The organism is Streptomyces fradiae, from assembly GCF_041270065.1.
Taxonomy (GTDB): Bacteria; Actinomycetota; Actinomycetes; order Streptomycetales; family Streptomycetaceae; genus Streptomyces.
Genome location: NZ_CP065958.1, coordinates 2,547,765 through 2,560,127, shown reverse-complemented (window position 1 = coordinate 2,560,127; position 12,363 = coordinate 2,547,765). Strand labels below are relative to the sequence as shown.

Here is a 12,363-nt window from a genome sequence, read left to right as displayed (position 1 = left end):
TTCCGGGGTGAGAGGCGAAGAACGCCGCAAGACTGCAGCACACTGTCCGTCGCGTTGGTCACGGAGAGTGAGGGAATGGTGATCATTCCTATGAGTGCACCGAACGGTAGCCTACACGAGAGCGAAGAAGCAGCGTCATGCAGGTGACGACCGCCAGCGACCCCACGGCATAGGCGATCTCGACCCTGGTGCGCAGCTCCAGCGGACTCAGCGTGACCGCCAGGAGAACGCCCGTTCCCACGATCCAGGACACCAGCTGCTGCCGGGCCGCGCCACTTGTGAGCATCGCCTGACCGAGCACCATCGCCAGCATGTAGAGGGTCGTGCCGAGCGCCAGCCAGAAGAAGTCGACCGGTCCGAGCACGTCCGGCGAACCGAACAGCACCGGCAGCAGGAACGGACCGAGCGCCACCGCGACGATCCCGAACACCGCGCCCATGCCAGCCGTGATCGAGCACGCCCGCAGCAGCAGCCGCCGGTAGCCGCGGTCGTCGCCCTCCGCCTGCGCCGTCGACAGACCCGCGAGCAGCGAGGCCTGGAAGGCGCCGAACGCGAAGAGCGGCACCCGGGCAAGCACCAGGGCCGACAGCAGGGCCGCGACCAGCGCGCTGTCGTCCGTGGCGATCAGCTTGGTGCTGATCACCGCGATGTTGACCAGCACCTGCGCGAGCAGCGTCGAGCCCACGAGCAGCCCGAGGTGCTCGATCAGCTCCCGCCAGTGCGCCGTGGAACCGGGCCGCGCCCCGCGCAGCACCGCCGGCAGGGTCACGAGTACGGAGATCAGCGGAGCGACCGTCATCACGGCGGCGAAGACGAACGCCGAGGTGACCCCGGCGAACGCCAGGCCCACCGAGAGGACGATCCGCAGCAGTCCGTCGAGCCCCAGCTGCAGCCCGTACGACTCGAAGCGGCCGAGGCCCGCGAGGACACCGCGGGTGACATGCGCGCAGGCCAGCGCCGCGAAGGCGCCACCGAGCGCGGCCACCAGGCTCCGGTCGCCGTGGAAGAAGAGGTCGGCCAGCTGCCCGGAGAACAGCGCCAGCGGCAGCAGCACCGCCGCGAGCAGCCCGAAGGACAGCGCGGCACCGCGCCGCAGCACGGGCAGCGCGCCGTCGCCGGCCACCACCCGGGCGGCCACCACGCGGGTGACCTCCTGCTCCACCGGGAAGAACAGGCCGAGACCTATGGAGGCCACCACGGTCCACAGGACCGAGAAGCTCGCCATGTCGTCGACGGAGAGCGAGTGCCCAGCCGCCGCGAGATGGACGTAGTTGGCCCCGCCGAGCAGCGCGGTACCGATCCCTACGAAGGCGGTACCGCGCGGCAGGGCCGTCGTGATGCGGTCGAGCAGGGTCACGCGCCGGACCGTCCCCCGGGAGCCATGACCTTCAGCGCCTCGATGAGCTGGTCACGCCAGTGCGGCTGCACCGCGACGCCCGCCTCGGCCCAGCGCTCGTGCGCCAGCACACTGAAAGAAGGACGACGGGCCGGCCGTACGAACTTCTCCGAGGTGGTCGGCCGCACCCGCTCCGGGTCCAGGCCGGTCAGCTCGAAGGCCGCCCGCGCCAGGTCGAACCAGGTCGCCGTCTCGGAGGCCGTGCCGTGGTAGACGCCCGCCGGGGCCTCGCCCTTGACGGCCGCCGTGCCCAGGTCCCGCAGCTGGCGCGCGAGCGCCCGGGTCCAGGTCGGCTGGCCGCGCTGGTCGTCGACCACGTCGAGGGTCTCGCGCTGCTCGGCAAGGCTCAGCATGGTCGCCACGAAGTTGCGCCCGTGCGCCCCGTACAGCCACGCGGTGCGCACCACGTAACCGCGCTCGGGCAGCAGTGTGAGGACCGCCTCCTCGCCCGCGAGCTTGCTGCGGCCGTAGGCGTTCACCGGGGAGGTGGGGGCGTCGTGCGGGTACGGCTCGGTGGCGTCGCCCGGGAAGACGTAGTCGGTCGACACCTGGAGCAGCACGGCGCCGGTCGCGGCGCAGGCCTCGGCGAGCGCGCGCGGGCCGTCGCCGTTGATCCGGGTGGCCGCGGCCTCCTCGGTCTCCGCGCCGTCGACGTCCGTCCAGGCGGCGGCGTTGACGACCACGTCATGGCCGTCGACCGCGGCCCGGACGGCCGCGGCGTCGGTGATGTCCAGATCGGCCCGGGTCAGCGCGGTGACCTCGGCGCCGGCCTCGGTCAGGACCTCGGTGAGGTCGCGGCCGAGCATCCCGGCCGCACCGGTGATCAGCCAGCGATTGGCGGCGGCACTCATCAGGCCAGCGCCGCCTTGGCCTTCAGCGGCTCCCACCAGGCGCGGTTGTCGCGGTACCACTGGACGGTGGTGGCGAGGCCCTGCTCGAAGGTGACCTGCGGGGTGTAGCCCAGCTCCTCCTGGATCTTGGCGATCGACAGGGAGTAGCGCAGGTCGTGGCCCTTGCGGTCCTCGACGTGCTCGACCATGTCCCAGCCGGCGCCGCAGGCGTCGAGCAGCAGACCGGTGAGCTCCTTGTTGGTGACCTCGGTGCCGCCGCCGATGTGGTAGACCTCACCGGCGCGGCCGCCGCGCAGCACCATCTCGATGCCACGGCAGTGGTCGGAGACGTGCAGCCAGTCACGGATGTTCAGGCCCTCGCCGTACAGCGGGACCTTCTTGCCGTCCAGCAGGTTCGTGGTGAACAGCGGGATCATCTTCTCGGGGAAGTGGTACTGCCCGTAGTTGTTGGAGCAGCGGGTCACCACCACGTCCATGCCGTGCGTGCGGTGGTACGACAGCGCCAGCAGGTCCGAGCCGGCCTTGGAGGCCGAGTACGGGGAGTTCGGCGCCAGCGGCCAGTCCTCGGTCCACGAGCCCTCGGCGATCGAGCCGTACACCTCGTCCGTGGAGACGTGCACGAACCGGCCGACGCCGTGCCGCTTGGCCGCGTCGAGCAGCACCTGGGTGCCGAGCACGTTCGTGGTGACGAACGGCGACGAGTCCAGGATCGAGCGGTCCACGTGGGACTCGGCGGCGAAGTGCACCACCGCGTCCTGGCCGCGCATCACGTCGTCGACGGTGGCGTAATCCCGGATGTCGCCCTGCACGAAGGTGTAGCCGGGCTTGTCGGCGACGGGGGCCAGATTGGCCTCGTTGCCGGAGTAGGTGAGGTTGTCCAGGACGGTGACCTGGGCGCCCTCGCTCGAGGGCAGCTCTCCGGAGAGCAGTGCCCGCACGAACTGTGAACCGATGAACCCGGCGCCGCCGGTGACCAGAATCCTCATAAGGGCCACCATTCTATGGGCTGGGGTGCCGACACCAGTTCGCCCGTCGTTCCGTGGCCGTTCTCACGGCCGACCACCGGGTGTGAGGGTGAGCGGCCCCGTGGCGCTGCCGTAGGCTGCGTGCCCATGCGTGGAATTTTGCTTGCCGGTGGTACCGGCTCCCGACTGTGGCCGATCACCCGAGCCGTGTCGAAGCAGCTGATGCCGGTCTTCGACAAGCCGATGATCTACTACCCCCTGTCGACCCTCGTGATGGCGGGTCTGCGGGAGATCCTGATCATCACGGGCCCCGACGAGCGCCCCCAGTTCGAGCGGCTGCTCGGCGACGGCTCCGACTGGGGCCTGGACATCCGGTTCGCGACCCAGGAGAAGCCGAACGGCATCGCCGAGGCCTTCGTCATCGGCGAGGAGTTCATCGGTGACGACCCGGTCGCGCTGATCCTCGGCGACAACATCTTCCACGGCGTCGGCCTCGGCCGGCAGCTGGCGCGGTACAGCGAGCCGGAGGGCGGCGTCGTCTTCGCCCACGCCGTCTCCGACCCCACCGCCTACGGCGTCGTCGACTTCGACGAGAACGGCGTCGCCCGTTCCATCGAGGAGAAGCCGAAGAACCCGAAGTCCCGCTACGCGGTGCCGGGCCTCTACTTCTACGACAGCCGGGTCGTCGAGATCGCCAAGAACCTCGAGCCCAGCGCGCGCGGCGAGCTGGAGATCACCGACGTCAACAAGTACTACCTGGACCGCGGCGAGCTGCAGGTCTCGGTCCTCGACCGCGGCACCGTCTGGCTCGACACCGGCACCTTCCAGTCCCTCGTGCAGGCCTCCGAGTACGTCCGCGTGGTCGAGGAGCGCCAGGGCATGAAGATCGGCTGCCTGGAGGAGGCCGCCTGGCGGGCCGGCTTCATCGACGACGCGCAGCTGCGCGCCCTCGCCGAGCCGCTGACCAAGAGCGGCTACGGCGACTACCTGCTGAACCTGCTGGCGTACGAGGCCGAGCAGCGGACCGACAAGGCCTGAGGCCCGAGGCCCGAGGTCTCAGAGAGGAACGGCTCTTTTCATGAAGGTCAACCCCCTTGGCATCGAAGGCGCCTGGGAGTTCGTGCCGCAGCAGCACGGCGACGCCCGCGGTCTCTTCCTCGAGTGGTACAAGGCCGAGCGCATGGCCGAGGCCGTCGGCCACCCGCTGGAGCTGAAGCAGGGCAACATGTCGGTCTCCGCCGCCGGCGTCGTCCGCGGCATCCACTTCGCCGACGTGCCGCCCGGCCAGGCGAAGTACGTGACCTGTGTGCGCGGCGCGGTCCTCGACATCATCGTGGACGTCCGGGTCGGCTCGCCGACCTTCGGCCGCTGGGAGGCGGTGCGCCTCGACGACCAGGAGCGCAAGGCCGTCTACCTCTCCGAGGGCCTCGGCCACGGCTTCTGCGCGCTGACCGACGACGCCACCGTGACGTACCTCTGCTCCGAGGGCTACGCCCCCGAGCGCGAGCGCACCGTCTACCCGCTCGACGCGGAGATCGGCATCGAGTGGCCGGTCGAGGGCGAGCCGGAGCTCTCCGCCAAGGACGCCCAGGGCCCGACCCTCGCGCAGGCGCGCGAGGCCGGGATCCTGCCGGTGTACGAGGAGTGCGTGGCGTTCCGCCGCTCGCTGGCGGAGCGCGGCTGACCGCCTGCTTCGTCCGTGTGTGGGTTCTCTCGTGCGCGGTTCTTTCGTGTGCGGACCGGCCGTTCCCTGCGGGGAGCGGCCGGTCCGCCGTTTGTGCCGTCCGCTTCGCGTTAGGCTGCCCGAATGACGTGGCTCATCACCGGCGGCGCCGGCTACATCGGTTCCCATGTCGTCAAGTCCATGACCGAGGCCGGCGAGCGGGTGGCCGTCCTGGACGACCTGTCCAGCGGCGACCCGGCCCGCCTGCCCGCGGGCGTGCCGCTGGAGCGCGGCAGCGTGCTCGACCGGCCCTTCGTCGACCGGGTGCTGCGCGAGCACGCGGTCCGCGGGATCGTGCACCTCGCCGCCAAGAAGGCCGTCGGCGAGTCCGTCGAGCGGCCCCTCCTTTATTACCGGGAGAACATCACCGGCCTGCAGGTGCTGCTCGAAGCGGCCGCCGGCGCCGGGGTGCGCTCCTTCCTCTTCTCCTCCTCCGCCTCCGTGTACGGGATGCCCGACACCGAGCTGGTGACCGAGGACACCCCGTGCGCGCCGCTCAGCCCGTACGGCGAGACCAAGGTCGCGGGGGAGTGGATGGTGCGCGCCACCGGCCGCGCCCACGGCATGGCGACCGCCTGCCTGCGCTATTTCAACGTGGCCGGCACCGCCGACCCCGTGCTCGCCGACACCGGCGTCTCCAACCTCGTCCCCATGGTCTTCCAGCGGCTCGACGCCGGAGCGGCGCCGCTGATCTTCGGCGACGACTACCCGACCCCCGACGGCACCTGCGTCCGCGACTACATCCACGTCGCCGACCTCGCCGACGCCCATCTGGCCGCCGCCCGGCGGCTCGCCGAGCGGGCCGGGAAGGGCGAGTACACCGATCTGACCCTCAACATCGGCCGCGGCGAGGGCGTTTCGGTACGGGAGATGATCGACCTGGTCCGCGAGGTCACCGGCCGCGACATCGCGCCCGAGGTGGTCGCCCGCCGCCCCGGCGACCCGGCGAAGGTCGTCGCCTCCGCCGAGCGGATCTCCACCGAGCTGGGCTGGACCGCCCGCCACGACGTCCGTTCCATGATCGCCTCGGCCTGGGCCGCGCATACCGGCACCGTCGTCCAGCCCGCGGAATAGGCGGGCGGCGCCCGGAGCGGCTCGCGTAGATTGCCTGCCGGGCGGGACCCGCGCGAGCACGGCCCCGGGCACCGCACAGCACGCACAGCACGCACAGCGCGCAATGGCATGGCACGGCACGAGCAGGACGGCGAGGACGACGCAGGTGACAGTGGCAAGGCAGTACGTGACGGAAGCCCGCAGGATCGTCGTGAAGGTCGGCTCGTCCTCGCTGACCACCGCGTCCGGCGGCCTCGACGCCGACCGTGTCGACGCCCTCGTGGACGTCCTCGCCAAGGTCCGCAGCGGCGGCGAGAAGGAGATCGTCCTGGTCTCCTCCGGCGCCATCGCCGCCGGCCTCGCCCCGCTCGGCCTCACCCGCCGCCCCAAGGACCTGGCCCGGCAGCAGGCCGCCGCCAGCGTCGGACAGGGCCTGCTCGTCGCCCGCTACACCGCCTCCTTCGCCCGCTACGGCATCCGCGTCGGCCAGGTCCTGCTCACCACCGACGACACCAGCCGCCGCGCCCACTACCGCAACGCCTACCGCACCCTGGACCAGCTGCTCGCCATGGGCGCCCTGCCGGTCGTCAACGAGAACGACACCGTGGCCACGGACGAGATCCGCTTCGGCGACAACGACCGGCTCGCCGCCCTCGTCGCCCACCTCGTGCGCGCCGACCTGCTCGTGCTGCTCTCCGACGTCGACGGGCTCTACGACGGCGACCCGTCCCGGCCCGGCACCTCCCGCATCGCCGAGGTGCGCGAACAGAGCGACATCGCGCACGTCGAGATCGGCTCGGCCGGCAAGGCCGGCGTCGGCACCGGCGGCATGGTCACCAAGGTCGAGGCGGCCCGGATCGCCGCCGCCGCGGGCATCCCCGTGGTCCTCACCTCCGCCGTCCGCGCCGCCGACGCCCTGGCCGGCCGCGACACCGGCACCTACTTCCACCGCACCGGCCGCCGCTCCGCCGACCGGCTGCTCTGGCTCGCCCACGCCTCCACCCCGCTCGGCCACCTCACCCTCGACGACGGTGCCGTACGGGCCGTGACCGAGGGAAAGAAGTCGCTGCTCGCGGCCGGAATCGCCGCCGTCGAGGGCGAGTTCAGCGCCGGCGACCCGGTGGAGCTGCGGGACACCGCGGGCCGCGCCGTCGCCCGCGGGCTCGTCAACTTCGACGCCAAGGAGATCCCCCAGCTCCTCGGCCGCTCCACCCACGAGCTCGCCCGCGAGCTCGGCCCCGAGTACGAGCGGGAGATCGTCCACCGCGACGACCTCGTGGTGATGTGACGCGACGCCGGTGTGAACCGAAACGGCTGAAAGTCTGGTCATCCGGTAGGGACCTTTACCAAAACCGCCCCACGCGCCGCCGCGGGCTGGTCAACTTTGTCTCGGGGGCGACGACGAGGGTGGGGAACGACCAGCACGCGCAGCAGCACACAGCACAGGCATCACACAGGAGGCCGCCGGTGAGACGAGCGCGCCCAGGGGCCATGGCCCGCGGGACGACCGAACGCGCCCTGACGAGCGTCGAGGCCGGAGCCGACTTCGACGAGGAGTCCTTCGACGAGGAACCCCAGAACAACAGGACGCCGGAGCGGGAGGTGTCCAAGCTCTGGCACATCACCCTCAGCGTCTCCGGCGCCGCCGCCCCGCTGAAGGAGGTGCGCCGGGCCCTGGAGCAGCTGGCCCACGACCACCCCTTCCTGCTGACCAGCCGATACGCCGACGACCACGCCGAGATCCGCTACTGGGAGGAGGCCCGCGACCTCCACGACGCCGCCGCCGTCGCCCTGCGCCTGTGGGGCGAGCACCGGCAGACCGCCCAGCTGCCGCCGTGGGAGATCGTCGGCCTGGAGGTCATCGACCGGGAGACCTACCACCAGCGGATCGCCGAGGGCTACGGCCCGCCACCGGCCGCCCCGGTCGGCGTCCACCCCTACTGACGGACGGTCGCCCGCGACCGTCGACTTCCGGTCACTCCGGCGCCCCGCCGGGTGTCTCGTAGTACGGGACGGCGGAGGGATACGTGAGGGATGTCCGCAGCGGTGCCAGTACCCTGCGGACATGACCTCGCTCATGCCCTTCGACAACATGTCCCCGGTCGCCCAGACCGCCTACCGGGCCCGCGCCGCGGCCGCCGACATCGCGCCACTGCCGCGCGCCGCGAAGGACGACGCCCTGCTGGCCATGGCGGACGCCCTGGAGGTCCGCACGGCCGAGATCGTCGAGGCCAACGCCGAGGACATCGCCCGCGCCCGCGAGGCCGGCACCAGCGAGGCCATCATCGACCGCCTCACCCTCACCCCCGAGCGGGTGCGGGCCATCGCCGCCGACGTCCGGCACGTGGCCGCGCTCCCCGACCCGGTCGGCGAGGTCGTCCGCGGCTCGACCCTCCCCAACGGCATCGACCTGCGCCAGGTCCGCGTCCCGCTCGGTGTCGTCGGCATCATCTACGAGGCCCGCCCCAACGTCACCGTGGACGCCGCCGCCCTCTGCCTCAAGTCCGGCAACGCGGTGCTGCTCCGCGGCTCGTCCTCCGCCTACTCCTCCAACACCGCCCTGGTGAAGGTCGTGCGCGACGCCATCGGCGGCGCCGGCCTCCCCGCCGACGCCATCCAGCTCGTCCCCGGCGAGTCCCGCGACTCGGTGCGCGAGCTGATGCGCGCCCGCGGCCTCGTCGACGTCCTCATCCCGCGCGGCGGCGCATCCCTCATCAAGACGGTCGTCGAGGAGTCCACCGTCCCCGTCATCGAGACCGGCACCGGCAACTGTCACGTCTACGTGGACGCCCAGGCCGACCTCGACATGGCCGTCGACATCCTGGTCAACTCCAAGGCCCACCGGGTCAGCGTCTGCAACGCCGCCGAGACCCTCCTGGTCCACCAGGACATCGCCGACGCCTTCCTGCCGCGCGCCCTGGACGCCCTCGCCGAGGCCGGCGTCACCGTCCACGCCGACGAGCGGGTCCTCGCCCGCGCCGAGGGCAGCAAGGCCACCGTCGTCCCGGCCACCCCCGAGGACTGGGAGACCGAGTACCTCTCCTACGACATCGCCGCCGCCGTCGTCGACTCCCTCGACAAGGCCGTCGAACACATCCGGCTCTGGTCCTCCGGCCACACCGAGGCCATCGTCACCACCTCCCAGGCCGCCGCCCGCCGCTTCACCCAGCTGGTCGACTCCACCACCGTCGCCGTCAACGCCTCCACCCGCTTCACGGACGGCGGACAGTTCGGCTTCGGCGCCGAGATCGGCATCTCCACCCAGAAGCTGCACGCCCGGGGCCCCATGGGCCTTCCGGAACTCACCTCCACCAAGTACATCGTGACCGGCGACGGTCACATCCGGTAACCGGCACTCACCCTCCGTGCCGCTGTCACGGGCAGGGACAGTTCGCGCTCTCCCTGCCCAAAACCCCCTCTCCGGTCTACTCTGAACCCGTGCCGGACGACGTGGGGGGCACGCCGTTCCAGGACGGCCAGGACCCCGAGGACTCTGTCGACCGCGGCGGCGCCGACGAGGAATTCGCCACCGTGGTCTTCGACGAGGACTTCGTACGGGGGGCGCAGTTCCACGAGCCCACCGCGGTCGAGCGGCTGCTCGCCGCCGCCCAGGCCCGCGCCGAGGCCGAGGCCGCCCGGGCCCGCGCCGTCGCCGGCCTCGCCGACGAGGACCCCTACGAGGACGCCTACGACCTCGGCCGGCACCACGACAGCTACGACCCGGACACCGCCGACGACGCCTTCGGCCCCTACGGCCCCCACGGCGGCGCCCTGCGCCCCTACCGCGGCAGCGCCCGCTGGCACCGCCCGGTCGCCTGGGTGCTCGCCCTATTGATGGGCGTCGGCATGGTCGCCCTGGCCTTCAGCGCCGTCTACCGCGGCGCCTCCGCCAACCGCCAGGACCGCATGCCGCCCCCGGCCACCACCGGCGTCGACAAGGCCCCCGCCGCCCCCTCCGCGGCCACCATGTCCTCAGCCCCGCCCGTCCCGGCGGTCCCGGGCGCCCCCTGACCCCTCCCCTCCGGCGCCGCCCGCAGGGCCCTTCGCCCATTCGCCGCAGCCGCGTCGGAAATCTTCCGAAGTTGTCGTGTACCTGGGCGTTTACCGGGGCTTCCGCCGACCTACCCTGAAGGTATGGCAGGGCGTGGCGACCCGCCTGAGGGGAACCCCGAGGGACTCCCCGGCGGTGAGGACGAGTACCGATCCGTCGTCTTCGACGAGTCGTTCGTCCGCGCTGCCCGGCTCCAGGAGTTCTCCGCCGAGGAGCGGATGGGGGAGCACGCCCAGGCGGTCCGCTCCCGCCCCGGCCGGGAGGGCCGCAGCGGCTCCCGGCAGGCCCTCATGCTCGTCCTGCTGATCCTTCTGGCCTTCGGCACCGCGGTCTACCTCGGCGTCCGCAACCCCTACCAGCCCCCGCTCGACCAGCGCGCCGAACCCCTGAGCACCACCATGGTCCCGCTCGCCCCGCAGGACGCCGTCCCCGGCGGCACCCCCGCCAGTCTCTTCGCGCACAGCCCCGCCGCCGAATACCGCACCGGCGCCGCCGGCATCAACCTCCCCCTCGCCGCCCGCACCACCGACTTCTCCGAGAGCCAGGTGGTCACCGCCCTCGGCATCGCCAAGGAGTACCTGGTCGCCTCCTCGCTCGATCCCGAGGTCCTGTCCGGACAGACGGTCCGCCCGCCGCGGCTCCTCCTCGACCCCGACCAGCTGGAGCAGTTCGACCGGAGCGTCGAATCGCCCCAGGACGACGGCCGGCACGCCGTCTCCGGCTGGCTGGTCCGCTTCGACCCGCGGACCGTGGTCCTCGCCGACCCGAACATCCGGGTCCAGGGCACCCTGCGCTTCGCCGAGGTCAACACCGACCTGCTGGACGTCACGGCCGACCACACCTTCACCTACGCGGTCCGGCCCGCGACCTCCGGCCCCGGCCCGGCGCCCCGCGCCTCGCTGTTCACCGTCCACCGCGAGCTGCACTTCCGCTTCGACCGCGAGGACCTGCGGATGCACCGCGCCGAACTGCTCACCAGCACCGTCCAGGCCGGCCCGCAGTCCTGCGACGCCGACCCGGCCGGAGCGCTCCGGCCGCTGCTGGCCGGGCAGCGGGCCGCCGACCCGAGCCGGCAGGCGGTCACCGACCCGTACGCCACGGGCCGGCCGACCACCTCCGCGCTCTGCGGGACCCTGGCCCCGGGTGCTCAGCCCTCGCTCTGACCGTCCGGGCTCCGACCGTCCGGCTCGCCCTGGGAGCCCTTCGGGCCCTTGGGCCCCTGCCCGCCGCCGGAGCGGCCGAACAGCTTGTCGCCCAGGCCGCCCGCCAGATCGCCGGCGCCCCCGGCTATGTCGCTGACCAGCTTCATCAGCGGATCCTTGCTCGTGCGCACCGTGTCCGCGTAGTGCCGCCCGGACTCGCGGAAGGAGTCGGTCACCGAGGTGTCCTTGTCCTCCGTGCGCTTCGGGTAGTGGCCGTCCATGATCCGCTGGTAGTCGCGGGTCTCGGACCACTTCTTCAGCTCGGCCGCCCGCACCGTGGTGAAGGGGTGGGAGCGCGGCAGCACGTTGAGGATCTTCAGGACGGAGTCCCGCAGGTCGCCGCCCTTCTCGTACTCGTCCGCCTGGGCGAGGAACGCGTCCACGTTCATCTCGTGCAGGTGGTTGCCGCCGGCGATCTTCATCAGGCCGCGCATCGACGCCTGGACGTCCTGCCCGACGAGCAGCCCGGCCCGGTCGGCCGACAGCTCCGACTTGCGGAACCACTCGCGCAGCGCCGTGACGATCGCCATGATCGCCACGTTCCCCAGCGGGATCCAGGCGATCTTGAGCGCCAGGCTGGTGAGGAAGAGCAGCACCGTCCGGTACACCGAGTGACCCGACAGCGCGTGGCCGACCTCGTGTCCGACGACGGCCCGCATCTCCTCCTCGTCGAGGAGCTCCACCAGACCGGTGGTGACCACGATGATCGGCTCGTCGAGACCGATGCACATGGCGTTGGGCTTCGGGTCCTGCGTCACGTACATCGGCGGGACCTTCTCCAGGTCCAGGATGTAACAGGCGTCCCGCAGCATGTCGTTGAGATGGGTGAACTGCGCGTCGCTCACCCGCACGGAGTCGGAGAGGAACAGCAGCCGCAGACTCCGCTCCGGCAGCAGTCCGCTCAGGGCCTTGAAGACGGTGTCGAAGCCGCTCAGCTTGCGCAGCGCGACCAGCGCCGAGCGGTCCGCCGGGTGTTCGTAGGCCCGGGAGGAGATGCCGGGGAAGCGCTTGCGCTGCCGGCCCGGCAGGTGTCCCTCGTGGTGATCGGTCATGGATACCCCCTGTTCGTACGAGTCGATGCTCGTCCCCCTGACGCAACCCAGCCTAGGGGAGGGGACTACC

12 protein-coding genes are annotated in these 12,363 nt (G+C 71.9%); 8 read left to right on the top strand and 4 right to left on the bottom strand.

What is annotated here, in order from left to right:
* Window positions 1-88: 88 nt before the first annotated feature.
* From JAO84_RS11535 to rfbB, 3 genes are read right to left on the bottom strand one after another with little or no spacing between them, the layout of a single operon-like run.
* Window positions 89-1,357, bottom strand: a complete 1,269-nt coding sequence (locus tag JAO84_RS11535; RefSeq protein ID WP_370412785.1) for a hypothetical protein — start codon at window positions 1,355-1,357, stop codon at window positions 89-91.
* Complete coding sequence (rfbD, locus tag JAO84_RS11530; protein WP_370412784.1) at window positions 1,354-2,247, bottom strand: dTDP-4-dehydrorhamnose reductase; 894 nt, start codon at window positions 2,245-2,247, stop codon at window positions 1,354-1,356. Before rfbD ends, JAO84_RS11535 begins: the two co-directional genes overlap by 4 nt.
* Window positions 2,247-3,233 carry a dTDP-glucose 4,6-dehydratase gene (rfbB, locus tag JAO84_RS11525; protein ID WP_370412783.1) on the bottom strand — a complete coding sequence of 329 codons (987 nt, stop codon included), beginning with the start codon at window positions 3,231-3,233 and terminating at the stop codon, window positions 2,247-2,249. Before rfbB ends, rfbD begins: the two co-directional genes overlap by 1 nt.
* A gap of 126 nt (window positions 3,234-3,359) precedes the next feature.
* On the opposite strand from rfbB, the gene rfbA reads away from it, so the two are divergent.
* The 8 genes from rfbA (at window position 3,360) to JAO84_RS11485 (ending at window position 11,202) form a co-directional block, all read left to right on the top strand.
* Window positions 3,360-4,250 (top strand): glucose-1-phosphate thymidylyltransferase RfbA, encoded by an 891-nt coding sequence (gene rfbA, locus JAO84_RS11520; protein WP_265862339.1) that lies wholly within the window; start codon window positions 3,360-3,362, stop codon window positions 4,248-4,250.
* Between the two features lie 40 nt (window positions 4,251-4,290).
* Window positions 4,291-4,896: a dTDP-4-dehydrorhamnose 3,5-epimerase gene (gene rfbC, locus JAO84_RS11515; RefSeq protein ID WP_265862337.1), complete on the top strand. Its 606-nt coding sequence runs from the start codon at window positions 4,291-4,293 to the stop codon at window positions 4,894-4,896.
* 123 nt (window positions 4,897-5,019) lie between these two features.
* Window positions 5,020-6,009 carry a UDP-glucose 4-epimerase GalE gene (gene galE / locus JAO84_RS11510; protein ID WP_370412782.1) on the top strand — a complete coding sequence of 330 codons (990 nt, stop codon included), beginning with the start codon at window positions 5,020-5,022 and terminating at the stop codon, window positions 6,007-6,009.
* 145 nt (window positions 6,010-6,154) lie between these two features.
* Complete coding sequence (gene proB, locus JAO84_RS11505) at window positions 6,155-7,276, top strand: glutamate 5-kinase (RefSeq protein WP_370412781.1); 1,122 nt, start codon at window positions 6,155-6,157, stop codon at window positions 7,274-7,276.
* A gap of 179 nt (window positions 7,277-7,455) precedes the next feature.
* Window positions 7,456-7,932, top strand: a complete 477-nt coding sequence (locus JAO84_RS11500; protein WP_370412780.1) for a hypothetical protein — start codon at window positions 7,456-7,458, stop codon at window positions 7,930-7,932.
* A 121-nt stretch (window positions 7,933-8,053) separates the two neighbouring features.
* On the top strand, window positions 8,054-9,337 hold the full coding sequence (locus JAO84_RS11495) for a glutamate-5-semialdehyde dehydrogenase (RefSeq protein WP_370412779.1): 1,284 nt from the start codon (window positions 8,054-8,056) through the stop codon (window positions 9,335-9,337).
* A gap of 89 nt (window positions 9,338-9,426) precedes the next feature.
* Complete coding sequence (locus tag JAO84_RS11490) at window positions 9,427-9,999, top strand: hypothetical protein (RefSeq protein WP_370412778.1); 573 nt, start codon at window positions 9,427-9,429, stop codon at window positions 9,997-9,999.
* Between the two features lie 123 nt (window positions 10,000-10,122).
* Window positions 10,123-11,202 (top strand): hypothetical protein, encoded by a 1,080-nt coding sequence (locus JAO84_RS11485; RefSeq protein ID WP_370412777.1) that lies wholly within the window; start codon window positions 10,123-10,125, stop codon window positions 11,200-11,202.
* On the opposite strand, the gene JAO84_RS11480 is transcribed toward JAO84_RS11485, so the two are convergent.
* Window positions 11,187-12,293, bottom strand: coding sequence for a M48 family metallopeptidase (locus JAO84_RS11480; RefSeq protein WP_370412776.1), 1,107 nt, complete (start codon window positions 12,291-12,293; stop codon window positions 11,187-11,189). The two genes, JAO84_RS11485 and JAO84_RS11480, sit on opposite strands and share 16 nt — an antisense overlap.
* Window positions 12,294-12,363: the final 70 nt, after the last annotated feature.

Coding starts and splice junctions, on each gene's coding strand:
- JAO84_RS11485 (WP_370412777.1), top strand. CDS start 10,123: ATGGCAGGGCGTGGCGACCCGCCTGAGGGGAACCCCGAGGGACTCCCC.
- rfbC (WP_265862337.1), top strand. CDS start 4,291: ATGAAGGTCAACCCCCTTGGCATCGAAGGCGCCTGGGAGTTCGTGCCG.
- rfbD (WP_370412784.1), bottom strand. CDS start 2,247: ATGAGTGCCGCCGCCAATCGCTGGCTGATCACCGGTGCGGCCGGGATG.
- JAO84_RS11480 (WP_370412776.1), bottom strand. CDS start 12,293: ATGACCGATCACCACGAGGGACACCTGCCGGGCCGGCAGCGCAAGCGC.
- galE (WP_370412782.1), top strand. CDS start 5,020: ATGACGTGGCTCATCACCGGCGGCGCCGGCTACATCGGTTCCCATGTC.
- JAO84_RS11495 (WP_370412779.1), top strand. CDS start 8,054: ATGACCTCGCTCATGCCCTTCGACAACATGTCCCCGGTCGCCCAGACC.
- rfbA (WP_265862339.1), top strand. CDS start 3,360: ATGCGTGGAATTTTGCTTGCCGGTGGTACCGGCTCCCGACTGTGGCCG.
- rfbB (WP_370412783.1), bottom strand. CDS start 3,233: ATGAGGATTCTGGTCACCGGCGGCGCCGGGTTCATCGGTTCACAGTTC.